This is a genomic window from Neorhizobium sp. NPDC001467, assembly GCF_050275975.1.
Taxonomy (GTDB): domain Bacteria; phylum Pseudomonadota; class Alphaproteobacteria; order Rhizobiales; family Rhizobiaceae; genus Neorhizobium.
The window spans coordinates 43,985-69,861 of sequence record NZ_JBNNPS010000006.1 but is presented as its reverse complement, the minus strand read 5'-3'; the positions used below and the strand labels follow the sequence as shown (position 1 = coordinate 69,861).

Below are 25,877 nucleotides of genomic sequence, written 5' to 3'. Positions count from 1 at the left end.
TCGCAGTGTTTTATGTGGGCGCAAATGTCGCCAAAACAAGGCGCGAAGCGACCGGCCGTACGAAGGGGGAAGAAAACGGCGCGAAAAAGGCGGCTGTCAAAGCCGCCTTTGAAGGATCCTAGACGCGCATCGGCATCAGGACATAGAGCGCATCGTCGCCCGCCGTATCGCGCACCAGCGTCGGTGAACCCGCATCGGCGAGCATGAAGATGGCGTCCTCGCCGGACAGCTGGGCGGTGATGTCAAGCAGGTATTTGGCGTTGAAGCCGATTTCCATCGGATCGTTTTCATAGCCGACAGCAACTTCTTCCGTGGCGCTGCCCGAATCCGGATTATTGACGGTCAGTGTCAACTGGCCTTCGGTCAGTGCCAGTTTGACGGCACGACCGCGCTCCGACGAGATGGTCGAAACGCGATCGACGGCGCGGGTAAAGCTCTGGCAATCGACGCGCATTTCCTTGTCGTTGCCGGTCGGGATAACGCGCTGGTAATCCGGGAACGTGCCATCGATGAGCTTCGAGGTCATGATGATCTCGCCGATCGTCAGGCGGATCTTTGCATCCGACAGTTCGACGGTGACGACGATTTCCGGGTTGTCGACAAGCTTCTGAAGTTCGCCGACGGTCTTGCGCGGAATGATGATGCCAGGCATGCCTTCCGACCCGGACGGAGCCTCGACGTCGGCGCGTGCCAGACGGTGGCCATCGGTCGCGACCGCGCGCAACTTGAGTGCACCCGCAGCCTCGATCGTGTGGAAGAAGATGCCGTTCAGGTAATAGCGGGTCTCCTCCGTCGAGATCGCGAACTGGGTGCGCTCGATCAGCATCTTCAGATCGGTCGCCTTCAGCTTGAACGTGTGGCTGAAAGTCCCGGCAGTCAGATCGGGGAAATCGGATTCCGGCAGGCACTGCAGCGAGAATTTCGAACGGCCGGACTGCACCGTCATCGAGCCGCCATCCGGCGTCGTTGCCAGCATGACTTCCGAACCGTCCGGCAGTTTGCGCACGATTTCGTAAAGAAGATGCGCCGGCACGGTGGTTGCGCCCGCCTGTTCCACCATCGCCGGGACGCCCTCGGTGATTTCGAGATCGAGGTCGGTGGCTTTCAGTTCGAGATTGGCGCCGGATGCGCGCATCAGCACGTTCGACAGGATCGGGATCGTGTTCCGGCGCTCGACCACGCGGTGAACGTGGTTCAGCGACTTCAGAAGGTTGGACCGCTCAAGAGTAATACGCATGGACGCTATCGCTTTCGACCGTGCCGGACCGGGAACCGGACCGCATGTTATTGTCGTCCGCCGGTCGGCGGATGGATGTGGAGGGGCAAAATGGCAGACATTGGCGCGCAAACGCAAGAGGGTGGCGGCACCGGCCGTGCCAATTCGACGCCGGGGCGGATGATGCGCACAGAAAACCGGCGCCAGCCCCGGCTTGCCGAACCACGGCGGCTCGCCCATAAAGGCGGAAAGACAGCATGAAAGCGAGACGAAATTGACGGAAGAGACGAAGACGGCAACGCGCGGTTACCGGGTCGCAAACACATTCGTGCCCGCCCGGCCGCTGGAGCCCGCGCTCTATCTGGTCGCAACCCCGATCGGCAATCTTGGCGATATCACGCTACGCGCGCTCGAAACCCTGGCCGGAGCCGATGTTCTTGCCTGCGAGGATACGCGTGTCACCCGCGTGCTGCTCGACCGTTTCGGCATCGTCAACAAGCCCTATGCCTATCACGAGCACAATGCCGACGAGGCGGGACCAAAACTGCTGGCGGCGCTGGAAGGCGGCAGGTCGGTGGCGCTGGTTTCGGATGCCGGCACGCCACTGGTCTCCGATCCCGGTTATCGGCTGGGGCAGCTGGCGATTGCGGCCGGTTTTCGCGTTGTCCCCATCCCTGGCGCGTCTGCGCCGCTCGCGGCACTGGTCGGCTCAGGCCAGCCCTCGGATGCGTTTCTGTTTGCCGGCTTCCTGCCGGTCAAGGAAAAGGGCCGTCGCGACCGTCTTGCCGAACTGTCGAAGATCCCTTCGACGCTGATCTTCTTTGAAAGCCCGCACCGCATCGCTGCAACGCTTGCTTCGGCCGCCGACGTTCTGGGCCGCGACCGCGAGGCCTGCGTCTGCCGTGAGCTGACCAAGACATTCGAGGAGTTTCGCCGCGGCACGCTTGGCGAACTGGCCGACTATTATAATGACGACGACCGCACGGTGAAGGGCGAGATCGTCCTCGTCATCGGTCCGCCGGATTACGACGACGTACCGGGTGCCGTTGAAGTGGACGTTCTGCTGCGCGAGCTCGCCACCACCATGCAAACATCGAAGGCGGCGGCCGAGGCGGCGCGTCTCACCGGCCTGTCGAAAAAGGATCTCTATGGGCGCCTGATCGCCCTGAAGGGAGAGGATGGTCCGGGCCAGTCGGAAACCTGATCGACGGCAGGATCGCCGTCGCGCCGAACGCCGCGGCCATTGGGCCGAATATCTGGCGGCGCTTTTCCTCGTGCTTAAGGGTTACAGGGTCCTGGCCATGCGCTACAGGACCCGGGGCGGCGAGATCGATCTCATCGTCCGCAGCCGCAATCTCGTTGTCTTCGTCGAGGTCAAGGCGCGCCGACAGGCAGGCCTTGCGATCGATGCGGTGGGTTACGAGACGCAGAACCGCATCCGTTCCGCCTCCCATCAGTGGCTATCGCGCAGGCAGGACACCCATCGTCTCACCCTGCGCTACGACGTGATCGCCGTGCTGCCCGGCCGTTTTCCGCAGCACTTTCAAGATGCTTTCTGAAAGAAATGCACTGCTGTGCAAGGGGCTCGAGGTCTTGTAATCTTTCTGTCATGAATTCGTAGCTTTGCCGTCACACAAGGCCACTATCCCTCCCTCACCATTAACCGGCGGAGAGGGGTCTTTCCCATGATGAAGAAGCTTGTTCTGACTGCTGCCGCAGTCGCGCTGTCTGCAACCACGTCGCTGGCAGCGACCGAAGTCACCTGGTGGCACGCCATGGGTGGCGAGCTTGGCAAGAAGCTGGAAGAAGTTGCCCAGAAGTTCAACGAAAGCCAGTCCGAATACAAAGTCGTTCCGACCTACAAGGGCACCTATCCGGAAACCCTGAACGCAGCGATCGCCGCCTTCCGCGCCAAGCAGCAGCCGGCCATCGTGCAGGTTTTCGAAGTCGGCACCGGCACGATGATGGCCGCCAAGGGCGCCGTCTACCCGGTCTACAAGCTGATGGCCGATCAGGGCGAAGCCTTCGACACCAAGTCCTTCCTGGCGCCGGTCACTGGTTACTACTCGGATACCGAGGGCAACATTTTGTCGCTGCCCTTCAACTCCTCGACCCCGATCATGTATTACAACAAGGACGTCTTCAAGAAGGCTGGCCTCGATCCGGAAGTCGCTCCGAAGACCTGGGCCGAAGTCGCGGAATTCTCCAAGAAAATCGTGTCCTCCGGCGCTGCCAAGTGCGGCTTCACCTCCGCCTGGATCACCTGGGTTCAGACCGAAAACCTCTCGGCCATTCACGACAAGCCGTTCGGCACGCTTGAAAACGGCTTTGGCGGCTTCGACACCAAGTTCGAATTCAATGGCGACCTGCAGGTCAAGCACTGGGCCAACCTGAAGAAGTGGCAGGACGAAGGCCTGTTCAAGTACGGCGGCCCGGTCGGCGGCGACCAGGCAGCCACCATGTTCTACGCCCAGGAATGTGCCATCACGATGAACTCGTCGGCGGGTCGCGCCGGCGTCATCAACAACGCCAAGAACTTCACGCCGGGCTTCGCGCCGCTGCCTTACTATGACGATGAGACCAAGGAGCCGAAAAACTCCATCATCGGCGGCGCCACCCTCTGGGTCCTGAACGGCAAGGACGATGCGACCTACAAGGGCGTTGCAAAGTTCTTCTCCTACCTGTCGAAGCCGGAAGTCCAGGCCGACTGGCACCAGTTCACCGGTTACCTGCCGATCACCAACGCTGCCTACGAGCTTGGCAAGAGCCAAGGCTATTACGAAAAGAACCCGGGTTCGGACGTCTCGATCAAGCAGATCATGCGCGGCACGCCGACGGCAAATTCCAAGGGCGTTCGCTTCGGCAACTTCGCTCAGGTCCGCACCGTCGTGGATGAAGAGTTCCAGTCGCTCCTGTCGGGCAAGAAGGACGCCAAGCAGGCTCTCGACAGTGCCGTCGAGCGTGGCAACACCATCCTGCGCGAGTTCCAGGCCGCCAACTGATCATTGGCTTTGACATGAGGGAGGGGACCGGCCTGGCCGGTCCTCTCCTTGTTTGCGGGACATCGCAACCTGACGATGCAGGCTCGAGCGGACGGACGCATGGATACCAAACGAACGACATTCAACAACAAGCTGCTGCCTTATCTTCTTCTGGCACCACAGCTGATCATCACCCTGGTGTTCTTCATCTGGCCGGCCGCGCAGGCGGTCAAATCCTCCGTCGAGCGCGAGGACCCCTTTGGTTTCTCGACGGTCTTTGTCGGGCTGACCCATTACAAGCGGCTTCTTGCCGATCCGAACTATCTCGACAGCCTGCTGCGCACCAGCGTTTTCGCGGTTGCCGTCACGATCCTATCGATGGGGCTTGGCCTCGCCTTTGCCGCCGCCGTAGACCGGCTCACGCGCACGTCGCGCATCTACACGACATTGCTCGTCTGGCCTTACGCTGTCGCCCCGGTCATTGCCGGCGTGCTCTGGTGGTTCCTGTTCAACACCTCGACCGGCATCATGCCCTTTTTCCTGTCACGGTTCGGCATCAACTGGAACCATGATCTCAACGGCACGCATGCGATGATTCTCATCATCATCGCCGCCGCCTGGAAGCAGATCTCCTACAATTTCCTGTTTTTCCTCGCCGGCCTGCAATCGGTGCCGCATGCGCTGATGGAGGCGGGCGCGATCGATGGTGCCGGTCCGGTCAAGCGCTTCTTCACCATCGCCCTGCCGCTGCTATCGCCCACCACATTCTTCCTGTTCATCATCAATGTGAACTACGCCATGTTCGACACGTTTCCGATCGTCGATGCGACCACCAATGGCGGCCCCGCCCAGTCGACCAACATCATGGTCTACAAGGTCTATCAGGATGGCTTCATCGGCCTCAATCTCGGTTCGTCCTCGGCCCAATCGGTTCTCTTGATGCTGATCGTCATGGTGCTGACCTTCGTGCAGTTTCGCTATGTCGAACGCCGCGTGCAATATTGAGGATCGACCATGGTTGAAAACCGCCCATTCCTGACCTTTCTCACCCATGCGTTCCTGATCCTCGGCTTTGCCGTCGTGGCGCTGCCGGTCTATGTCGCGTTCGTCGCTTCCACGCATGACCTGCAGACCCTGCTGACCGGCTCCGTTCCGCTGCTGCCGGGATCGCATTTCATCGAGAACTATTCGGCCATCCTGACCAATGTCTCGGCCGCCCATGGCCTGCCGAACTATTCGCATATGGCGCTGAACTCGCTGGTAATGGCGGTGGTCATCACCGTCGGAAAGATCCTGATCTCGATCACCTCGGCCTTCGCGATCGTCTATTTCCGCTTTCCCTTCCGGGTGCTCGCCTTCTGGATCATCTTCGTGACGCTGATGCTGCCCGTCGAAGTGCGCATCATGCCCACCTACAAGATCGTCGCCGATCTCGGCATGCTGAACTCCTGGGCCGGCCTTACCATTCCGCTGATCGCATCCGCCACCGCGACATTCCTGTTTCGCCAGTTTTTCATGACCGTCCCGGATGAGATCCTGGAAGCGGCGCGGGTAGACGGTGCCGGCGCGATGAAGTTCTTCTGGGACATCCTGCTTCCCCTGTCGCGCACCAATATCGGCGCGCTCTGCGTCATCCTCTTCATCTATGGCTGGGTGCAGTATCTGTGGCCGCTCCTGGTGACCACCGACACCAGCTACTACACGCTGATGATGGGCATGAAGCGCATGGTCACGGCGCAGGACGGCGTGATCGCCTGGAATTACGTGATGGCGGGCTCGGTTCTGGCCATGCTGCCCCCCATCCTGATCGTCATTTTCATGCAGCGGCTTTTCATCCGCGGCCTGACAGAAACGGAGAAGTAAAATGGCATCCATCGACGTCGAAAAAGTCGGAAAGATCTATACCGGCGGCGTTAGGGCTGTCACCGATATCAACCTTGCGATCAAGGACGGGGAGTTCATCGTTCTGGTCGGCCCCTCCGGCTGCGGCAAGTCCACGCTTCTGCGCATGCTGGCAGGCCTTGAGACCATTTCCGAAGGCGAGGTTAAGATCGGTTCGCGTGTCGTCAACCGGGTCGAACCGGCCGATCGTGACATCGCCATGGTGTTCCAGAACTATGCGCTCTACCCGCATATGACGGTGCGCCAGAACCTCGAATACGGCCTGAAAAACCGCAAGACACCGAAGGCCGAGATCGACGCGCGCGTGACCGAGGCCGCCCGCATGCTGGAAATCACCCAGTATCTGGATCGCAAACCGCGTGCCTTGTCCGGCGGACAGCGCCAGCGTGTCGCCATGGGGCGCGCCATCGTGCGCAAGCCCTCGGTCTTCCTGTTCGACGAGCCGCTCTCCAACCTCGATGCCAAGCTGCGCGTATCGATGCGCGGCGAGATCAAGCGCCTGCAGCGCCGTCTCGGAACGACCTCGATCTACGTCACCCACGACCAGCTGGAAGCGATGACGCTGGCTGACCGGCTGGTGGTTCTGAATGGCGGGCGGATCGAACAGGTGGGTTCGCCGCTCGAAGTCTATCACACGCCGGCCTCCACCTTCGTCGCCAGTTTCATCGGCTCGCCGGCCATGAACCTGGTCAAGGGCGAGTGCCAAGGCGACCGGCTGGCGATCGGCCCGGCGATGATTTCGCTCGCCGGCTATGCGCCGACCTCCGGCCCCGTCACCGTCGGTCTGCGCGCCGAAGATCTGCGCGTGGTTTCCGGCGAGGAAGGCATGCCCTTTGGGGTAGAATATGTCGAGGAACTCGGCTCGCAGCGCCTCGTCCACGGCTTGGTCGGCGATCAGCCGCTGACGATCACCCTGTCGGGCGAAACGGATATTCCGGCAACGATGCGCATCGGCGTCGATCCGGCAAGACTGCACTTCTTCTCGGCCGAAGATGGCAGGCGGATTGCCGTGTCCGGCCAGCCCAAGGCCGTGATCGACATGCCGAGCCCGGCCCCGGTCGGCTAAGCCAGACAAACTTGGCGCGGTTGCTGCAATTTTAACGATTTGCGCAACCGCCGATAGACGCTCCTGCCCTATCATTGTCCCCGATCAGGATCAGGGGGATTGATATGGCATTGCATTATCTTGGCCTTGCAGTCGCTGCCGTCGGTATTCGTTACAAGGGGCAGGGCCGGCCGACCTTTGCTGCCGCGCCGTCGCCCTTCGTCGGCGGCAGCTCGGCCACGGCGGAGATGACGCCGCTTCCGATCGAGCCCGACTGGGTGATCGCCGGCGATCCGCAGGCGCGCTACTGCGCCCACTCGCAAGCCGTTGACAAATTCGCCGCCACCGGTGTGTGGGATTGCACGGCCGGCACCTTCCGCTGGTATTTCGGCTGGGACGAGACCGTCGTCATTCTGGAAGGCGAAGTGCATATCCGCGCCGAAGACGGTAGCGAGCGCACGCTCGGGCCCGGCGATGTCGGCTATTTCCGCGGCGGCACCTGGGCCACCTGGCATATCGACACTTACGTGAAAAAGATCGCCTTCGTGCGCAAGCCGCTGCCCATGCCGCTGTCTTACGCTTTTCGCGCGTGGGCAAAGTTCATGCCGAAGAAAAAGGCTGCTCTGGCGGCCTGAAGACCGGTAACGATAAGGCTGCCGAAGCGGTTGCCATCCTTGCCCCGTCGTCTTACATCAGGCGGGCATTTTCAAAGGGTGGCCTATGGCGAAGATCAAGACAGTCGCGTTCCAGATGGATCATGTCTCCGGCATCAATATTGCCGGTGATTCAACATTCGCGATGGCACTGGAAGCGCAGACGCGCGGCTATCAGGTCTTCCATTATACGCCGGACCGGCTGACCATGCGCGACGGCCGCATCTTCGCCGCGCTCGAGCCGATGCAGTTGCGCGACGTCAAGGGCGATCACTATACGCTCGGTGACAAGGAGCGGGTCGATCTGTCAACCATCGACGTGGTCCACCTGCGCCAGGATCCGCCTTTCGACATGGGCTATATCACCTCGACCCACCTGCTTGAGCGCATTCATCCCAAGACGCTGGTCGTCAATGATCCAGCCTGGGTGCGCAACTCGCCTGAAAAGATTTTCGTTACCGAATTCGCCGACCTGATGCCGCCGACACTGATCTCGCGTGATCCGGCCGAAATCGCCGCCTTCCGCCAGGAACTGGGCGATATCATTCTCAAACCGCTCTATGGCAATGGCGGCGCCGGCGTGTTCCACTCGGCCCGCGACGACCGCAACTTCACTTCGCTTCTCGAAATGTTCGGCCAGATGTATCGCGGCGAACCCTATATCGCCCAGGGCTACCTCAAGGAAGTTCGCAAGGGCGACAAGCGCATCCTGCTGGTGGATGGTGAACCGGTTGGCGCCATCAACCGTGTGCCGGCCGAAACCGACAGCCGCTCCAACATGCATGTCGGCGGCCGCGCCGAACCCACCGAGCTGACGGCGCGCGAGCGGGAAATCTGCGCCCGCATCGGACCTGCCCTGCGCGAGCGCGGTTTTCTCTTCGTGGGTATCGATGTGATCGGCGATTACATGACCGAGATCAACGTCACGTCGCCCACGGGCATTCGCGAGGTGAAGAAGTTTGGCGGCGCTGATGTCGCCAGCCTGCTTTGGGATGCGATCGAAGCCAAGCGCAACGCCTGACCCTGCGCTCATTCCCAGTGGAACATTTGGCCGAAAACGCGTCTGGTGCCGGGTTGTGAAAGGGATGAGCGATCGCCGATGATGGGCCGTCCCGGTTCGTTCCCGTCTTCTCTCGCCTTTGTTCGCGGTTTGCAACCAGATGCAACCAGAATGAACGTAAAGAGAGTATTTGTTCCTTTGATGTTCTTGTCTGCGACCTCATTCTATGCTTGATTGCAACCGGGGTCGCGTCAGGCGTGTGTCGCCCTGCCGGCAAGAGGGAACTGGGCAATGGTGGCGCGTGTCGGTACTGTGGCGTTTCAGGGCATTGAAGGCGTTCCGGTCGATGTGCAGGTCATGATCGGGCCGGGCAAGATCAACATGCATATCGTCGGCCTGCCGGACAAGGCCGTCGCCGAAAGCCGCGAGCGGGTGCAGGCGGCGCTTCATGCTTCCGGGCTTGCCTTGCCGCCCAAGAAGATCACCATCAATCTCGCCCCGGCCGACCTGCCCAAGGAAGGCTCGCATTTCGATCTTCCGATCGCGCTCGGCCTGATGGCCGTGCTCGGCGCCATCCCGGCCGATGCGCTGGCCGGCTATACCGTTCTTGGCGAACTCAATCTTGACGGCACGCTGGCGCCGGTAGCTGGCGCGTTGCCGGCAGCGATCGGCGCGAACGCGCTCGGCAAGGGGCTGATCTGCCCGGCCGAGAGCGGCGCGGAAGCCGCCTGGGCAGGCGATGAGATCGATATCCTCGCACCTCGCAGCCTGGTCGCGCTTGCCAACCATTTTCGCGGCACCCAGGTTCTGTCGCGTCCGCAGCCGGCGATCCGGGCACCGGCCGCCGATCTGCCGGACCTGGCCGATATCAAAGGCCAGGAGAGCGCCAAGCGGGCGCTTGAGGTTGCCGCCGCCGGCGGGCACAACCTCTTGATGATCGGCCCGCCGGGTTCGGGAAAATCCATGCTGGCGGCACGCCTGCCCTCCATCCTGCCGCCGCTTGCCGCGGCCGAACTCCTTGAAGTTTCGATGATCCACTCGATTGCAGGCCAGCTGTCGGGCGGCAAGCTGTCGGATCGGCGGCCGTATCGTGCTCCTCATCATTCGGCCACCATGGCGGCCCTTGTCGGTGGCGGTCTGCGGGCAAGGCCGGGTGAGGCGTCGCTTGCCCATCACGGCGTGCTGTTTCTCGACGAGTTTCCGGAATTTTCGCCGCAAGTGCTGGATGCGCTGCGCCAACCACTGGAAACGGCCGAATGCGTCATCGCCCGGGCCAATCACCGGGTGTCCTATCCGGCGGCCATACAGCTGATCGCCGCGATGAACCCCTGCCGTTGCGGCATGGCAGGTGAACCGGGCCACACCTGCGCCCGCGGTCCGCGCTGCGCCGCCGATTATCAGGCGCGCATTTCAGGACCGCTGATGGACCGGATCGATATCCGTATCGAAGTGCCGGCGGTTTCCGCTGTCGATCTGATCCGTCCGGTGCCGGCCGAGCGTAGCGCCGACGTCGCGCGTCGGGTCGCCCGCGCCCGGGCCCGCCAGCAGGAACGTTACGCGGCGGCCGGGCAGGGCGGCGTCACCAGCACCAACGCCCACTGCTCGACAGCCATGATCGAAACATTTGCCGCGCCGGATCCGGCAGGGCTGCAATTGCTGCGCGATGCCGCCGAAAAGTTGAAATTTTCCGCGCGCGGCTATCACCGGGTATTGAAGGTCGCGCGCACCCTTGCCGATCTTGACGATCATGATACGGTTGGTCGCATTCACCTTGCCGAGGCCATTTCCTATCGCATGGCTGGAGAGCGTCCGGCACCAGCTCCCGCTTGAAAGCATTCGCATCCTGCCGGTACCGGCGCAAACACTGCAGTCATACTATCGAGGGGCACGCGGTGGGCCGCACGGCCATGGAGGCGCAGGTCTTACGGGAGGCAGGCAAGGACCCGATCGAAGCTTGGGCGGGGCATGGACAGGGCACGGGAGGGGTGATGGTCAAGGCAGCAACGAACCCGGACGTCGATGCCTATTTCGAGCGGCAGACGCATTGGCGCGAGGAACTTGAGGTTCTGCGCGAGATCGTGCTGGAATGCGGGCTGGTGGAGCAGCTGAAATGGGGCGAGCCCTGCTATACCGTGGAGGGCGCGAACGCGATCATCATCCACGGTTTCAATGATTATTGCGCGCTGTTGTTCTTCAAGGGCGTGCTGATGAAGGATCCGCAAAACATCCTCATCCAGCAGACCAAGAACGTTCAGGCCACCCGTCAGATCCGTTTCACCCAAGCTGTTGAAATCGCGCGGATGCGCGATGTCTTGATCGCCTATGTGCAGGAGGCGGTAACGGTGGAGAAGGCGGGGCTGAAGGTCGCGTACCGCAAGACGGAAGAGTTTCCGGTGCCGCAGGAGTTTCAGGCACGGCTCGAAGCGGCGCCCGAACTCAAGACTGCCTTCGAAGCGCTGACGCCGGGCCGGCAGCGCGCCTATCTTCTCAATTTCGCAGCACCAAAACAGTCGAAGACCCGGCAGGCTCGGATCGACAAGGCCGTGCCGCGTATCCTTGAAGGCAAGGGGCTGAACGACTGACGGTGTCGCCGCTTGTTACGACGCGACCGTCAACCGGGTCGGCCTCCCGGCATTGGTCAGCCGCCGAGACCTTCGAACAGGGCCGTCGAAAGATAGCGCTCGGCAAAGGATGGAATGATCACCACGATCGTCTTGCCCGCATTTTCCGGCCGCTTGCCGATCTCGATTGCGGCCTTGAGCGCCGCGCCGGACGAAATGCCGACTGGCACGCCTTCCAGGCGCGCCACATGCCGCGCCGTCTTCATCGCATGGGCGCTGGTTACGGTGACGATTTCGTCATAGATCTCCGTGTCGAGAATTTTCGGCGCAAAGCCGGCACCGATGCCCTGGATCTTGTGCGGGCCCGGTTCGCCACCCGAAAGTACCGGCGATTCCGTCGGCTCGACGGCAATCACCTTCACGTCAGGTTTGCGCGCCTTCAGCACCTGGCCAACCCCGGTGATCGTGCCGCCCGTGCCAATGCCGGCGACAAAGATGTCAACCTGGCCCTCGGTATCGTTCCAGATCTCTTCCGCCGTCGTCTTGCGATGGATTTCGGGATTGGCAGGGTTTTCAAACTGTTGCGGAATGATGGCATCCGGCGTTGATGCGGCCAGTTCCTCGGCCCTGGCGATGGCGCCCTTCATGCCCTTGGCGCCTTCGGTCAGCACCAGTTCGGCGCCCAGAAGCGCTAGCATCTTGCGCCGTTCGATCGACATGGTTTCCGGCATGGTAAGGATCAGCCTGTAGCCCTTGGCCGCGGCGGCAAAGGCCAGCGCGATGCCGGTATTACCCGAGGTCGGCTCGATCAGAACCGTCCTTTCGGGCGCAATGCGTCCATCGGCCTCCATCGCTTCAAGCATCGCAACACCGATACGGTCTTTTACCGAAGCGATCGGGTTGAAGAATTCCAGCTTGGCAAGGATCGTGGCTTTCAGGCCCTGTTCCTTGGCCAGCTTGTCGAGGCGCACCAGCGGCGTGTCGCCTATGGTCTGTGTAATCGAGGCATAGATGCGACCCCGACCGGGCTTCTTCTCCGACATGTCATTCTCCGTTCTAAAATCTCGACAGAAAATAGAACTTCGCCCGTTACAATGCGAGGATGCCACCTTGCATATGGCGGCTAGTGGCGGAAAAATTCGACGCTTTTCGACCGATTTTGAACAAGCCCGTTATCGATCCCGGCCAGCCCGCCCACACGCCTCTTTTGGAAAGTCCATGCCGTCCGACAGGGGTAGCCTGGCCTTTTGTGCCGGTGCCGTGTCTCGATCGTATCTGCGCGAAAAAAAGATCCATTGCGATTTTCAGAGACGTGCCAGTGCCGGTAGCCGGATCGGCTCCTTGGGAATGACCCGGCGGCATTATCGCATTGGCGGATCGCCATGCGGCATGTGGTGCAGTAGCAGCCATCCGATCCGGATACTCACTTCGTTTGCCCTGTCTTGATGCCACGATGGCCTCAAGAGCTTGAGAGCGTGAGGCCGGCTGTAATGGCAAAGCCGGTATTGAGCAGGACCATTTCACTGCTGATGTCATGCCGCTAGCATTTTCTAGGGCGCGGGAGAGATTGCGACCACCGGGGTCCATCTGCCGCGCGGCTGGTCTGCGCCCAAGAGCCGCACCTTGGCATCTGCCCTCACACGCCCGTCGAGCCGAAACCGCCCGCGCCGCGGCCGGTTTGCGATGTCCCTACGATTTCGGCAATCTGCACCTGCGTGACCGGCGCCACCACCATCTGGGCGATGCGCATGCCGCGCGTGATGACAAAATCCTCGTCGCCGAGGTTGACCAGCAGCACTTTCACTTCGCCGCGGTAATCGCTGTCGATCGTGCCGGGCGTGTTAAGGCAGGTGATGCCGTTCTTGAAGGCAAGGCCGGAACGCGGACGGATCTGCGCCTCGAAACCGGTGGGGATTTCGAAGACGAAGCCGGTCGCCACGAGCGCGCGCTTGCCCGGCCGGAGCGTCATTGTCTCGTCCTCGGCAATGGCGGCCCGCAAATCCATGCCGGCGGCACCGGATGTTTCATAGGCCGGAAGCTCAAGCCCGGCGCCGTTCGGCAGGCGGATCAGGTTGACCACGGGGCCTATCACGTCGTGCATGTCATTCTCCTGTTTTACCCGCGGTCAATTGCATATCTGACGCCAAATCGCTAGATACGCGGCAACTCAAAGGATTTCCCATGGCCGAAACACTGGCAGAGGCGGTTTCCCGCCGCCGCACTTTTGCGATCATCGCCCACCCGGATGCCGGCAAGACCACGCTTACGGAAAAACTGCTTCTGTTTGGCGGCGCCATCCAGCTGGCGGGTGAGGTCAAGGCCAAGAAGGACCGCATTCAGACACGCTCCGACTGGATGAAGATCGAGCGCGAACGCGGTATTTCGGTGGTGACCTCGGTGATGACCTTCGAATATCAGGGCAATGTCTTCAACATTCTCGATACGCCCGGTCACGAGGACTTCGCCGACGACACCTATCGCACGCTGACGGCGGTGGATGCAGCCGTCATGGTCATCGACGCCGCCAAGGGCATCGAGCCGCGCACGTTGAAACTGTTCGAAGTCTGCCGCATGCGCGACATTCCGATCATTACCTTCATCAACAAGATGGACCGCGAAAGCCGCGACCCGTTCGAAATCCTCGATGAAGTTGAGGAAAAGCTGGCGCTCGATACCGCTCCGGTCACCTGGCCGGTCGGACGTGCCAAGACCTTTTGCGGTGCCTACAATCTGGCTGGCAACACGTTTCGCGGCTCCGACACGCAGGTGGATGCGCTGCCGGTCAACGGCCCGCAATCCGTTGCCGACCGTCTGCCGGAAAACGAACGCGCAGCCTTCATCGAGGAAACCGAACTCGCTCTGGAAGCCTGCCGCCCGTTTGACCAGCAGTCTTTCCTCGAAGGCCACATGACCCCAGTCTTCTTCGGCTCGGCCCTGCGCAATTTCGGCGTCCGCGACCTCATCAACGCGCTCGGTGCCTATGCACCGCCGCCGCGTGACCAGATTGCCGACATCCGCACCGTGCATGCCGCCGAAGACAAGATGACAGCCTTCGTCTTCAAGATTCAGGCGAATATGGACCCAAACCATCGTGACCGTATTGCTTTTGCGCGCATCTGCTCGGGCAAGCTCGAACGCGGCATGAAGGCGCGACTCGCCCGCACCGGCAAGCAGCTTGGTCTTACCGCGCCGCAATTCTTCTTCGCCTCGCAACGCCAGCTTGCTGATACGGCCTTTGCCGGTGATGTCGTCGGCATTCCCAATCATGGCACGCTTCGTATCGGCGATACGCTGACGGAGGGCGAAGCCTTGGTCTTCCAGGGCGTGCCGAACTTCTCGCCTGAAATTCTGCGCCGTGTGCGTCTGGAAGACGCGATGAAGGCGAAAAAGCTCAAGGAAGCTCTCCAGCAGATGGCCGAGGAAGGCGTCGTACAGCTGTTTTCACCCGAAGATGGCTCGCCAGCCATTGTCGGCGTCGTCGGGGCTCTGCAGCTCGATGTCCTGAAGGAGCGCTTGTCGGCCGAATATTCGCTGCCGGTCTCTTTCGAAATGTCGCGTTTTTCCGTCTGTCGCTGGGTGTCGTGTGATGACAAGGCGGAGCTTGAAAAATTCGTCACCGTCAAGCGTGGCGATATCGCCCGCGATCTCGACGGCGATCCTGTCTTCTTGGCCCAGGATGCTTTCTCGCTGCGCTACGAGTCCGAACGTTACCCGGCTATCAAAATGGTGGCGATCAAGGAATATCACGTCGCTAAGGCGGCGTGATCTTCAGGCGTCGTCGCGTTTCAGCGCGGCGCGTCCGCTTGTGAGATCGCAGATCAGCCGTGAAACGGTGTCTATCTGCGCCTCTGGCACGCGCATGCAAAGAGTGGCGCCGGTTGCGGTAAACTGCTCGTCCTCGATGCTGAGGTCGATGACCGCCAACAGCTTCGCCCTGATGCGCGCGAGATCGGAAAATTCGATTTCGACCATGGCCTGAACTGTGGGCTTGACCTCCACCAGCGCTGCCGCCCGCAGGCATGCCGCCGCCGTACCGCCATAGGCGCGCACCAGCCCTCCGCTGCCGAGCAGGACGCCGCCGAACCAGCGGGTGACGATCACCAGAACCTGATCCAGCGACTGCCCGTCGATTGCTGCAAGGATCGGCTTGCCCGCCGTGCCGCTCGGTTCGCCGTCGTCGGAGAAACGATAGGCGGAGCCGATCCGCCATGCCCAGCAATTATGACTTGCGTCCGCAAGACTGTGTTCGCTCAATGCAGCCTTGACCGCCTCCTCGCTGGGAACGGGAAGGGCGATGGCCGCAAAGCGGCTGTTCTTGACCACCTGTTCGAATGTGGCGGCTTGAGCGAGATGGAACATCCGGCAGCATTAGCGCTGCAATGTCCGCATTGGAAGGCCTGCGCCACCGTGCTCAGTCGATTGCGACCATCACGTCCAATGCGTTGACCACCATCAGAGTGTTAGATATCGGCATTGTCACGCGGCTACGATCTCAATCCGCGGTCAGATCCTTCAGGAAGTCATCGCACCAGCGGTTGATGTCATATTCCAGCAGATGCTTCATCATCTGCTCCCAGCGCTGCTTGCGCTCTTCGAGTGACATGGTGAGACCGCGGGCAATGGCGTGCGCGGTACCTTCGATATCGTATGGATTGACGAGAAGAGCTCCGGAAAGTTCGCGCGCCGCTCCGGCAAATCGGGACAGGACCAGAACCCCAGGATCGGCCGGATCCTGCGCGGCGACATATTCCTTGGCGACAAGGTTCATGCCGTCGCGCAGCGGCGTTACCAGCCCGATCTTGGCAAGCCGGTAGAGGCCGGCCAGAAGCGGCCGGGCGATCGACCGGTTGACATAGCGGATCGGGGTCCAATCCACCTGGCCGAGAGCGCCGTTTACCCGTCCCGCCTGTTCAGCCACCGTGCGCTGCATCTCCTCGTATTCCGGCACTTCCGAACGGGATTTCGGTGTTACCTGCAGATAGGTGACCTTGTTCTGGTAGGCCGGGTTGAGGTCGATGAACTTTTCGAACGCATCGATGCGCTGTGTAATACCTTTGGAATAATCCAGCCGGTCGACACCGATGATCAGGTCGCGACCCTCTATGCTTTCGCGGGCCTTCTTGACCATGGCATTGCGCGACGCCCGCTGCGCATACTGGGAAAACGCCTGGGTTTCGATCGAGATCGGATAGGCGCCACCCTTGAACGTCCGCCCATAGGTCGAGAACTTGCGGCCGCCCTCCAGCCGTTCGCCGATCCCCTCGCGTACCAGGCCGCCGCCGAAATTATCGAGGTCGAAATCGGTATGGAAGCCAACGAGATCGTATTGCGACAGCCCGCGCATGATCTGCTCATGCACCGGCATGGCGAACAGTACGTCGGCCGGCGGCCAGGGAATGTGCAGAAAGAAGCCGATCCTGTTCTTGAAACCCATCTGCCGCAGTTCCGCGGCAAGCGGGATGAGGTGATAGTCGTGCACCCAGATGATGTCGTCTTCCTTGAGAAGCGGCGCCAGCTTGTGGGCAAAAAAACGGTTGACGCGGAAATAGCCGGCCATTTCCTTGCGCCCGTATTCGGCCAGATCCAGCCGGTAGTGGCAAATCGGCCAGAGCACCCGATTGGCAAAACCGTGGTAATATTCCTCCACATCGGTGTCGGTGAGGTCGGTCAGCGCATAGGTGATGTTGCCATGTTCGCGAATATCCATCTCTGCCGGCTCGTTATCGCCGCTGGAATTGCCCGACCAGCCCATCCAGATGCCGCCGCGCTCCTGCAGGGCGGCCTGCAAGGCAACAGCAAGACCGCCGGCGGGTGCATCGCCCGCCTTCTTGGGAACGGTGACACGGTTCGAAACGACCACAAGGCGGCTCAAGGCAAATTCCTTTCAGATATAAAGTTGACGAACTCCGGCGCTATCGCGCCAGGTCCACCAGAATGTCGCGAAATTCCTGCGCGCTGGGGATAAGAAGGGTGGCGGCCGTCTTGCTGCCATCGGCAAGCATGGCGTCGCCGATATGGATCGAATGGCCGCCGAGCTCGTTTGCCACACGGAACATGGCCTCGTCGGTCAGGTCGTCACCAATGGTGATCGGCAGGCGCCCGGAAAACGGCGCCTCTTCAAGAAAACGTTTAACCGCTTCGCCCTTGCTTGCGCGGGCGGGGCGAAGCTCGATCACCATCTTGCCCCGTTGCAGGGCAAACTCTGGACCCGCCTTTGCGGCTGCCGCTTGCATCAGTGCTTCGAGCGCGTCACGGCGCTCCGGCGCCTGGCGATAATGGGCACCGACCGCCGCCCCCTTGTCCTCGATCAGCACCCCCTGCCAGCCGGCAGCGTTGTCGGCAATCTCGGCCTTGAGCGCCTGGAAATGCGGCGTCACGGTAACCTTGTCGACAGTACCGTCAGCCATGCGACGCTCGGCACCATGCAGCCCGGCGATCGGAAAACGGTGCGGCGTAAACAGCGCATCGGCATAGGCAAGCGCCCGACCCGTTACAAGCGCCAGCGCCCCTCCACGTTTCTGCGACACCGCCGCCAGGTTTGAAGGCAGGTCCGGCGGCACGGTGATACCGTCAGGCGTTGCGGCAAGATCGATCAGTGTGCCGTCGATATCCACGAAGAGGGCAAATCGATCGACGTCGCGGAGAAGCTCGCATACGGCCTCAGCAGAGGGCGAGGAGGAACCGACCCGCATGATTTTGCTGGCTTTTGCTTGTTGTGACATGTGCTGATAATTAGGTCGGCGATCGGGGCCGGCAACCCCGATCGCCCCGTCCGCGTCCGTGACGGACCCCTTCGGTACGGTAGCGGCCAAACGTTGCTCAGGTGTCACAGTCGTGCGTCGCCTTGCATAATGCCTGGGCGCGACTGTCGCAATTCCGTCATGAATACGGTTAGTTTAACCTTTCGTTAGCCATATGCATCGACCCTTGCGGGTATGAGTCGCCTCTTTTCGCAGTCCTGATTGGAGCAGTGAAAGCCATGTGCCGTTGGGCAGCCTACCGTGGTAACCCTCTTTATCTCGAAGAGCTCGTATCCTCGCCCGCCCATTCGCTGATCGAGCAATCGCACTGCGCCAATCGCGCCAAGACCGCCACCAATGGCGATGGTTTTGGCATCGCTTGGTATGGCGATCATTCCGAACCGGGGCGTTACCGCGACATCCTGCCGGCATGGTCCGACTGCAATCTGCGCAGCCTGGCACGGCAGATACGCTCGCCGCTTTTCCTGGCGCATGTGCGCGCCGCCACACATGGCGGCACGCGTCGGGATAACTGCCACCCCTTTGTCCACGGCCGTTGGTCGTTCATGCACAATGGCCAGATTGCCGGGTTTGACCGCATCCGCCGGCGCATGGAGGCGCTGCTGCCCGACGCGCTGTTCGACGCCCGCACCGGCACGACGGATTCCGAACTGCTCTTCCTTCTCGCGCTGCACTTCGGGCTGGATGAAGATCCATTCGGCGCCATGGCCCAAGCCATCGCAACGGTCGAGGCGTTCTCGCGTCGTCACGGCGGCGACGCGCTCGTGCGCTTCACCGCCGCCTTTTCCAATGGCAGGCAGCTCTATGCCGTGCGCTATGCGACCGATAACCGGCCACCGACGCTCTATGCGGCGCCGATGGGCGGGCAGTCAGGGTATTGCCTTGTGTCGGAACCGTTGAACGATGATGTCGATGCCTGGATGGAAATTCCCGATGGCAGCGCCGTGACGCTCAGCGACGAGGGCATGAAAAGGGGCGTTTTCGAACCAAAACTGTTTTCGCAGGCTGCCTGATCTGGGCCCGAGCAGGGGAATACCCGACTCGGTCCTCAGCTTCTTCGGTGCACAGCCGCTTCGCGCGTGTTTCAGCTGGAAAACCGTGCCACAATCCATGCCGCCAGCCGCTGGGCGACATCGGTCTTGGAAAGCTCCGGCCATATGTCGATCCCCTCGGCCGAAATGATGTGGACCCGGTTGCGGTCACCACCCATCACGCCTGTTTGTGGGGAAACGTCGTTGGCCACGATCATGTCGGCCCCCTTGCGCGCCAGTTTGGCGCGGCCATTGTCCTCGACATCCTGTGTCTCGGCGGCAAAGCCAATGACGAGTTTGGGCCGCTGCACATGGTGGCCGACCGTCTTCAGGATGTCCGGGTTTTCCGCAAGCATCAGCGGCGGCGGAGCTTCGCCCGGTTGTTTCTTGATCTTCTGACCGGCTGAGGTGGCGACACGCCAGTCCGCCACCGCCGCCACCATGACGGCAATATCGGCCGGAAGGTGCGCTTCGACAGCCGCCAGCATCTCGCTTGCCGTTTCCACATGCACGGTGGTGACGCCATCCGGCTCCGGGATCGTCACCGGCCCGGAAACCAGCGTGACGTCGGCTCCGAGCTTGGCCAGTGCTGCGGCAATCGCGTGGCCCTGCTTGCCGGAAGAGCGATTGGCAATATAGCGCACCGGATCGATCGGCTCATGCGTCGGCCCGGACGTGACGATCGCCCGACGGCCCTGGAGCGGCATCGGCCCGCCACCGAGCAGGTCGATCACCGCATCGACGATCTGCAGCGGCTCGGCCATCCGGCCGGTGCCCGCCTCGTTGCTTTCCGCCATCTCGCCGGCCATCGGGCCGACAAATGCGATGCCGTCGCCTTTCAGCGTCTCGACATTGCGCAGCGTCGCCGCCGCCTGCCACATTTTCGGGTTCATCGCGGGTGCGAGCAGCACCGAGCGGCCGGTGGCCAGCAGCACGGCGCCGGCAAGATCGTCGGCCAGGCCATGCGCCATTTTTGCCATCCGGTCAGCGGTCGCGGGCGCAACCAGAACCAGGTCGCAATCGCGCGCCAGTCTTATATGGCCGACATCCTGCTCGTCCTCGCGCGAAAACAGGTCGGTATAGACGTGGCCCGACGACAATGCACCGACGGCAAGCGGGGTTATGAATTCCTGCGCCGCGCGGGTCATGACCGGCCGCACCTGCGCACCGCGCTCGCGCAACCGGCGGATCAGATCGAGGCTTTTATACGCGGCAATCCCGCCGCCGATGATGAGAAGAATGCGCTTGCCCGCAAGATCCATGGCTCTGCCCGTAATGATGTCGGCGGGAAGCTAAGCCTTTGGGGCGGAAGTTGCAATCGCGGGCGATATCGGGCGCTTTGCGTTCGGTCAGGGTCGCCGCACCGGAGATGCCGTCGCCGCAGGTGTTACGCCCGGCGTGGTGAGCCGGAAATCCGCCAATTCCTTCGGCGTCAGATAGTAGAGCCGGTCGGGCGGGGTCTCCAGCGCCTTCAGCCAGACACCGGCGCCGATGCCCATCTCCTCCAGATGCCGGGCGATGCGGGCGGTGGTCGATTGCGCGGCCGACATGGCTTCTTCCGGCGAAGGTTTTTCGCGACTGCCGTTAAAGACCTGGTGCACGCCGATCACCGCATCCTTTTCCGCAATCCGCATCACCCCGCCGGCAAAAACGATCGGGCAGGAGGAAGCGCAGAGCGCGCGTTCCTTCACACGCGTTACCAGCTTCCTGTCGCGGATCAGTTTCGACATGGCGATGGCGTCTTCCACCGAGCCGCCCGGCGAATTGAGCGTCACCGTTTTCACATATTCACCGCGCGCCTCGATCTCGGCCCTGAACCGTTCGGCCGCACCGGGATCGATTGCGCCTTCGGCAAGCAGCACGCCGCCTGTCGCCAGATTGAAGGTGATCGGCTTGCGCAGCACCTCGGCCGGGCTTGCCGGTTCGACTGGCGGCGCATGTGGCGTACCTTCGGTCAGGGCCGGTGGAAGCACCGGCGCGTCGGTGGTCAGCGGGTCGTGACCGGGAAGGCTTTCATTGGCCTTCCTTGTGGCAATCTCATACACATCGACGGCAAGGAACGTGACGGCAGCCCCCAGCAGGAGGTAGAACACTGTACGCAGGATCGTGCCATCGTCGATCGACGCCAGAACCTGCATCAGACTGCGGGGCTTCTTCGGCTCGGCAGTAACATTGGTGGCAACGGATCGGCTGAACTGGCTCACGGATCAGGGGCCTTTGCGCGGGGTCTTGGCCGGATCGAAACTTGCGACATTCGTCGCGTGATGGGTGTCGTCTCCGTCTGCCGTGCGGTGATGATCGGCGCGTGAAAAATGTGCCTCATCCCGATTTTCGGCCCCGTCGTCCGCGTCATGTTCCCGTTGCGCACGTTCTTCCGCGGCGGCCAGCGCCACCTCCTCGGCATTCGGCTGGGCACCGGTCTTCGCCTCGGCCGACCTTTCCGAAATCGCCTTTTGCAGAGACAGCGTTTCCATGAGTTCGGCCACCGTCAGACGTTCGGCAAACGACATGCCTTCTTCCTGACGGCGAATGGAGCCGTGGACAATCGCGAGAATGAACACCATGACGCCGGGAAGAAGGTCGATGGAAATGGCGCCGGCCCATGCGGGAATGAAGTCATAGGCATATTGCAGCACGGCCTCTGCCGATGACATGGGCACGAAACGGCGTTCCGCCACAGGCGGCCGTTCGAGAATTTCATCCGCCGCCTTGGCCAAGGCCTTGGACTGTGCTGCGACCGATGTCTTGACCGTCTCCATCACCTGGTTCTGGCGGTTAACAAGGTCGGGGGCGGCGCCATCCGGTACCGGGGCGATGAAGCCGAGCGAGAGGTCGTCGGCAGCGCGGCGGATGGAAGGCGCAACCGACATCTGCGAAAGCTGCGTCATGATATTGGTCAGTGCCACGGCTTCCGAAGAGAACTGATCCGCCCGGGGCTCGATCGCGCCCGGCGTCGAGAGAATGGTGCGCATGGTCTCCAGCCGCTTCTGGCCCTGTTCCACCAGTTCGGTGACCTGTTCACGCGAGGCGTTGATATTGCCCTCGAGCGATTTCATCTGCGCCGACATCTGGGTGAGCAACTGCACGACGCTGCCGGAGCCGGTCGTACCGGTAAGGGAGCCGGACTGCCGCTCGACGGCAGCCAGTTGCGAGAAGCGTTCGGAGGCGCGCTGGATGTCCGGCAGCAGGCTTTGTGCGGCGAGCGCATTCTGGTGGGCGCGGTCGAGATCGGCGGAATAATCCTCGACCGAACGGGCGAGATGCCGTTCCACGGCGGCCGAGCCCGCGAGCGCGGCGGCATTGAGCCAGCTCGACATGGCCATGATCATCGCGCAACCGGCCGCCATCACGAACAGGAGGCCCGTACGTCCGGTGCGACTCGTCACATGCGGATAAAACCGCATCATATAGGACCAGAAGGCATAGATGCCGACCGAGACCGAGACGGAATAGATGATGGCAGCAAAGAACACCGCCGTCGGCGAACCATCAAGGATCGTGCGTGCGCCCAGATAGGTATAGACGCCGGATGCGAGCGCCAGCACGGCCAGCGCAAAGCGCGTCATGGTTTCGACGGCTGCGATGCCGTCGGTCAATCGATGCGAAGCGCCAAGCGCCATGAGGCCTCCAGAAGCCGGCCGATCGATCTGTCGAAACGCCTGGGTTTCCGGTTCGATGGGCGAAGTGGTCATGCAGCAACAGTGTCGATGCACCACGCATTGCGCAAGATGCATCCTGCGAAAGGACTATATTCCTCTAGCGAACCGATGATCGCGGCGGAATGATGGCCGGACTGTCCGCCTTCGATCACGATCCGATACGCCAGCGCCGCTTGAGCAAGATGCTGCATAACATTGAAAACGATTTTGCCGGCGACAAAGGGGGCCTTCGGTTCGCTGCCCAGGGGCCCCGGCCGCGCGCATCGTCACTGCGTCCGGATATGCGGCACAGCCTTCCTTTCGACCTCGTCAAGCGCTTCCTCGTAGCCCGCATCGGCATAGCGGATCACGCCCAGCGCCGTATCGTTCGTCAGCGCATGCTCAAGCCGCTCATCGGCCTCATGCGTGCCATCGGCCACCACGGTGACGCCACAGCTGGTCATGTAGCCGGCATAACCACCACCGCCGGAATGCACGACGACGAGGTCCGCCATGGAGGCGCATAGCATCATGGCGTCGAGCAGCGGCCAGTCGGCGATCGCGTCCGATCCGTCCTTCATCCGCTCCGTCATGATGTTCGGGTGCGCCATGGCCCCGGCATCGAGATGATCGCGTGAAAACGCGATCGGTCCGGCCAGCTCGCCCTTCGCGACCAGTTCGTTGACGCGTCGAGCCAGTGCCGTGCGCTCGCCATGCCCCAGCCAGGCGATCCGCGCCGGCAGTCCCTCGAACGGAATGTTTTCCCGCGCCAATCGTACCCAGTTGGTGATGATACGGTTTTCCGGAAACATCTCGACCAGCAGATCATCTATGCGGGCAATATCGCTTGCCTCGCCCGACAGCGCCATCCAGCGGAACGGCCGATGGCGCGTGCGAAGAGTGGCCGCAGATAGGCTTCGGTGAAGATCGGAATGTCGAAGGCGTTTGTGACACCGCCCTCGCGCGCCTGTGTGCGGATCAGGTTGCCATTGTCGAAAACTTCCGCGCCAGCCTTTTGGAAATCCAGCATGGCTTGCACATGCTCAACGATCGAGGCACGGCTTGCCGCCATCAACTGGCCCTGACCATCCTTGCGAAGGTTTCTCACAGTCGCGAGATCCATGCCCTTCGGCACGTAGCCATAAACGAGGTCATGCGCGGACGTCTGGTCGGTGACGATATCGGGCACGATTCCGCGTCGATAAATCTCCGGGTAAACCGCCGCCGCGTTGCCGACGAGACCGACGGAGATCGCTTGCTTCTCCTTCACCGCAGCGTCGATCATCGCCAGTGCCGCATCGAGATCGGATGCAATCTCGTCCAGATATCCGATCATCTTGCGTTTGGCCGCGCGCTCCGGGTCGATGTCGATGCACAGGATGGCCGCCCCGGCCATGCGCCCGGCCAATGGCTGCGCACCACCCATGCCGCCAAGGCCGGCCGTGAGGATGAAACGGCCCGCCAGATCGCCGCCGAACCGTCGTTCGGCAATGCGCATGAAAATCTCGTAGGTGCCCTGAATGACACCCTGGCTGCCGATATATTGCCAGGCCCCGGCCGTCAGCCCGCCCCAGCAGATCAGCCCCTTGCGCTCCAGCTCGTAGAAATATTCGGCTTTCGCCCATTGGCCGACAATGTTGCAATTGGCCATGATGACAAGAGGCGCCTTGGCATGGGTCTTCATCAGCCCCACCGGCTTGCCGGACTGAATCAGCAGCGTCTGGTCCTCGTCCATCGTCGTCAGCGCCTCGACGATCGCCTTATGGGATGCCCAGTTGCGCGCCGCCTTGCCGAGGGCCGCATAGACAACCAGATTGTCCGGATCCTCGCCGACAGACAGAACATTTTCCAGAAGCCGCAACAGGGCTTCCTGCCGCCAGCCCTTGGCACGCAGGTCCGGCCCCCTGGGAATGGGAAAATCGGGGTGACGCGGATTGTGCTTTGCCATTCGGGTCTCCTCCTTCGTTCCGTGCGATGGCCTTGACGCTCGGCTCTAGCGCCCCTTCAGCGCATATTTCGCAATCTCGATCCCCATCGCCTTCTCCACATAGGGATAAACCGTCGGATCGAGGACGCTGGAAGACAGCGGCAAAATCTCCATCGGCACATGCAGCACAAAAACCTTCATGCCCACCGATAGCTGGCCGACACTCAGCGGCTCGCCTTCGACAGACAGCGTCGTGATTACCGACGGGAACGTGGCCACACGATTGCCACCGGCATCCTCCACAGCCATATATTCGTTCATGACATGCAGTAGCGACGCATTGTCTCCCGCACCAATGGTAATGGTGCCGATATCGAAAGCGTCCTGCGTATAAACGACATTCTTGGCTGTAATCTCGCCTTCGGCAATGATCTGACCACCCGTCGTCTTGCAGATGGCGTCGATCACGGCCGAGCCGCCACGCTTTTCCGCCTCGATGATTGCCTCACCCAGCGTCAGCGCCAGGGAAATCCCGCCCAGCGCCGCATGATTGCGCACATAGGATGCCCGTAGCGGATTGCGGCAGGAGGCGATGAAGCCGCCCGACTGATCGGCCGCCGTGCGCAGCACCGGCGAGATCTTTGCCGTCGCGCCGCGCACCACCAGCTCGATGTAGCGGTGTTCCTCGCGATTGCCGCCGACAGCTGTGTGGATCATCGGCTCGGGCGAACCCGCCATGCCGATCGAACCCATGTCGCCGGTCGGATGCGCACGCACGTCACCCACGGCATCCACCACCTTGGTGCCGAGGACGGCGGAGGGAAGCCAGGCATTCAGGGTCGAGGATTTGCCGTTCTGGCCGATAATGAGGCCGGCAAGCTTTTCACCTAGCGTTTCCTGCAGAATCTCGACGGCGCGGATATAATCGACGCCGCGCATTTCCCAGGGCGTGGTCGAGGCGGGTGCACCGATGGCAGCAGCCGTCGCCACCCAGTCGTCGTCCTTCAATTCATCGATCGATACCAGTTCCGGCTTGCCGACAGCGACCGCTGCATAGCCCAGCATGCGGCCATGATCGGCCCAGCCGCCCCCACCGGCGGCATAAACGGACCCGCCCTTGACGGCGGCCTCGACATCCTTTTCGACCAGTATGCGTCCCATC

At 61.8% G+C, this 25,877-nt stretch carries 22 protein-coding genes and 1 pseudogene; 12 read left to right on the top strand and 11 right to left on the bottom strand.

Annotation, left to right across the window (positions count from 1 at the left end):
- Positions 1 to 118: 118 nt before the first annotated feature.
- Entirely contained in the window at positions 119 to 1,237 is a 1,119-nt protein-coding gene (gene dnaN / locus ACQKKX_RS13765; protein ID WP_427571297.1) for a DNA polymerase III subunit beta, read from the bottom strand.
- 253 nt (positions 1,238 to 1,490) lie between these two features.
- Between dnaN and rsmI the strand changes: the two genes are divergently transcribed.
- The 10 genes from rsmI to ACQKKX_RS13715 all read left to right on the top strand — a co-directional run bounded on the left by rsmI (position 1,491) and on the right by ACQKKX_RS13715 (position 11,379).
- Entirely contained in the window at positions 1,491 to 2,420 is a 930-nt protein-coding gene (gene rsmI / locus ACQKKX_RS13760; RefSeq protein ID WP_427571296.1) for a 16S rRNA (cytidine(1402)-2'-O)-methyltransferase, read from the top strand.
- Entirely contained in the window at positions 2,395 to 2,775 is a 381-nt protein-coding gene (locus tag ACQKKX_RS13755) for a YraN family protein (protein ID WP_427571295.1), read from the top strand. The genes rsmI and ACQKKX_RS13755 overlap by 26 nt, the downstream gene beginning before the upstream one ends.
- A 129-nt stretch (positions 2,776 to 2,904) precedes the next feature.
- Positions 2,905 to 4,218 (top strand): sn-glycerol-3-phosphate ABC transporter substrate-binding protein UgpB, encoded by a 1,314-nt coding sequence (gene ugpB / locus ACQKKX_RS13750; RefSeq protein WP_427571599.1) that lies wholly within the window; start codon positions 2,905 to 2,907, stop codon positions 4,216 to 4,218.
- A 99-nt stretch (positions 4,219 to 4,317) separates the two neighbouring features.
- On the top strand, positions 4,318 to 5,202 hold the full coding sequence (gene ugpA, locus ACQKKX_RS13745; RefSeq protein WP_427571293.1) for a sn-glycerol-3-phosphate ABC transporter permease UgpA: 885 nt from the start codon (positions 4,318 to 4,320) through the stop codon (positions 5,200 to 5,202).
- Between the two features lie 9 nt (positions 5,203 to 5,211).
- Complete coding sequence (ugpE, locus tag ACQKKX_RS13740; protein WP_427571291.1) at positions 5,212 to 6,060, top strand: sn-glycerol-3-phosphate ABC transporter permease UgpE; 849 nt, start codon at positions 5,212 to 5,214, stop codon at positions 6,058 to 6,060.
- Position 6,061: 1 nt separating this feature from the next.
- Positions 6,062 to 7,165, top strand: coding sequence for a sn-glycerol-3-phosphate import ATP-binding protein UgpC (locus ACQKKX_RS13735; RefSeq protein ID WP_427571289.1), 1,104 nt, complete (start codon positions 6,062 to 6,064; stop codon positions 7,163 to 7,165).
- A 104-nt stretch (positions 7,166 to 7,269) separates the two neighbouring features.
- The gene (locus ACQKKX_RS13730; protein WP_427571287.1) at positions 7,270 to 7,779 is read left to right on the top strand and encodes a cupin domain-containing protein; all 510 of its coding nucleotides are present in this window, start codon (positions 7,270 to 7,272) and stop codon (positions 7,777 to 7,779) included.
- A gap of 85 nt (positions 7,780 to 7,864) precedes the next feature.
- Positions 7,865 to 8,818 (top strand): glutathione synthase, encoded by a 954-nt coding sequence (gshB, locus tag ACQKKX_RS13725; protein ID WP_427571286.1) that lies wholly within the window; start codon positions 7,865 to 7,867, stop codon positions 8,816 to 8,818.
- A 270-nt stretch (positions 8,819 to 9,088) separates the two neighbouring features.
- Positions 9,089 to 10,627, top strand: a complete 1,539-nt coding sequence (locus ACQKKX_RS13720) for a YifB family Mg chelatase-like AAA ATPase (RefSeq protein WP_427571284.1) — start codon at positions 9,089 to 9,091, stop codon at positions 10,625 to 10,627.
- A 158-nt stretch (positions 10,628 to 10,785) separates the two neighbouring features.
- Positions 10,786 to 11,379, top strand: coding sequence for a YdeI/OmpD-associated family protein (locus ACQKKX_RS13715; RefSeq protein WP_427571283.1), 594 nt, complete (start codon positions 10,786 to 10,788; stop codon positions 11,377 to 11,379).
- 56 nt (positions 11,380 to 11,435) lie between these two features.
- Here ACQKKX_RS13715 and cysK read toward each other — a convergent pair whose 3' ends face one another.
- Complete coding sequence (gene cysK / locus ACQKKX_RS13710) at positions 11,436 to 12,401, bottom strand: cysteine synthase A (RefSeq protein ID WP_427571281.1); 966 nt, start codon at positions 12,399 to 12,401, stop codon at positions 11,436 to 11,438.
- A 593-nt stretch (positions 12,402 to 12,994) separates the two neighbouring features.
- Positions 12,995 to 13,459, bottom strand: coding sequence for a dUTP diphosphatase (gene dut, locus ACQKKX_RS13705; RefSeq protein ID WP_427571279.1), 465 nt, complete (start codon positions 13,457 to 13,459; stop codon positions 12,995 to 12,997).
- Between the two features lie 80 nt (positions 13,460 to 13,539).
- On the opposite strand from dut, the gene ACQKKX_RS13700 reads away from it, so the two are divergent.
- The gene (locus ACQKKX_RS13700) at positions 13,540 to 15,123 is read left to right on the top strand and encodes a peptide chain release factor 3 (protein ID WP_427571277.1); all 1,584 of its coding nucleotides are present in this window, start codon (positions 13,540 to 13,542) and stop codon (positions 15,121 to 15,123) included.
- A 3-nt stretch (positions 15,124 to 15,126) separates the two neighbouring features.
- Here ACQKKX_RS13700 and ACQKKX_RS13695 read toward each other — a convergent pair whose 3' ends face one another.
- From ACQKKX_RS13695 to otsB, 3 genes are all read right to left on the bottom strand, one after another.
- Positions 15,127 to 15,717 (bottom strand): IMPACT family protein, encoded by a 591-nt coding sequence (locus tag ACQKKX_RS13695; RefSeq protein ID WP_427571276.1) that lies wholly within the window; start codon positions 15,715 to 15,717, stop codon positions 15,127 to 15,129.
- A gap of 133 nt (positions 15,718 to 15,850) precedes the next feature.
- Complete coding sequence (gene otsA / locus ACQKKX_RS13690) at positions 15,851 to 17,230, bottom strand: alpha,alpha-trehalose-phosphate synthase (UDP-forming) (RefSeq protein ID WP_427571275.1); 1,380 nt, start codon at positions 17,228 to 17,230, stop codon at positions 15,851 to 15,853.
- Positions 17,231 to 17,270: 40 nt separating this feature from the next.
- Positions 17,271 to 18,050, bottom strand: a complete 780-nt coding sequence (otsB, locus tag ACQKKX_RS13685; RefSeq protein ID WP_427571274.1) for a trehalose-phosphatase — start codon at positions 18,048 to 18,050, stop codon at positions 17,271 to 17,273.
- Between the two features lie 287 nt (positions 18,051 to 18,337).
- Between otsB and ACQKKX_RS13680 the strand changes: the two genes are divergently transcribed.
- Positions 18,338 to 19,132, top strand: a complete 795-nt coding sequence (locus tag ACQKKX_RS13680) for a class II glutamine amidotransferase (protein ID WP_427571273.1) — start codon at positions 18,338 to 18,340, stop codon at positions 19,130 to 19,132.
- A 71-nt stretch (positions 19,133 to 19,203) separates the two neighbouring features.
- On the opposite strand, the gene coaBC is transcribed toward ACQKKX_RS13680, so the two are convergent.
- The 5 genes and pseudogenes from coaBC to ACQKKX_RS13655 all read right to left on the bottom strand — a co-directional run bounded on the left by coaBC (position 19,204) and on the right by ACQKKX_RS13655 (position 25,876).
- Positions 19,204 to 20,412, bottom strand: a complete 1,209-nt coding sequence (gene coaBC, locus ACQKKX_RS13675; RefSeq protein ID WP_427571271.1) for a bifunctional phosphopantothenoylcysteine decarboxylase/phosphopantothenate--cysteine ligase CoaBC — start codon at positions 20,410 to 20,412, stop codon at positions 19,204 to 19,206.
- Positions 20,413 to 20,499: 87 nt separating this feature from the next.
- Entirely contained in the window at positions 20,500 to 21,288 is a 789-nt protein-coding gene (locus ACQKKX_RS13670) for a hypothetical protein (RefSeq protein ID WP_427571597.1), read from the bottom strand.
- Between the two features lie 69 nt (positions 21,289 to 21,357).
- Positions 21,358 to 22,770 (bottom strand): hypothetical protein, encoded by a 1,413-nt coding sequence (locus tag ACQKKX_RS13665; RefSeq protein ID WP_427571595.1) that lies wholly within the window; start codon positions 22,768 to 22,770, stop codon positions 21,358 to 21,360.
- Between the two features lie 305 nt (positions 22,771 to 23,075).
- Positions 23,076 to 24,736: pseudogene (locus ACQKKX_RS13660) on the bottom strand (urocanate hydratase).
- Between the two features lie 45 nt (positions 24,737 to 24,781).
- Entirely contained in the window at positions 24,782 to 25,876 is a 1,095-nt protein-coding gene (locus tag ACQKKX_RS13655) for a DUF917 domain-containing protein (protein ID WP_427571269.1), read from the bottom strand.
- Position 25,877: the final 1 nt, after the last annotated feature.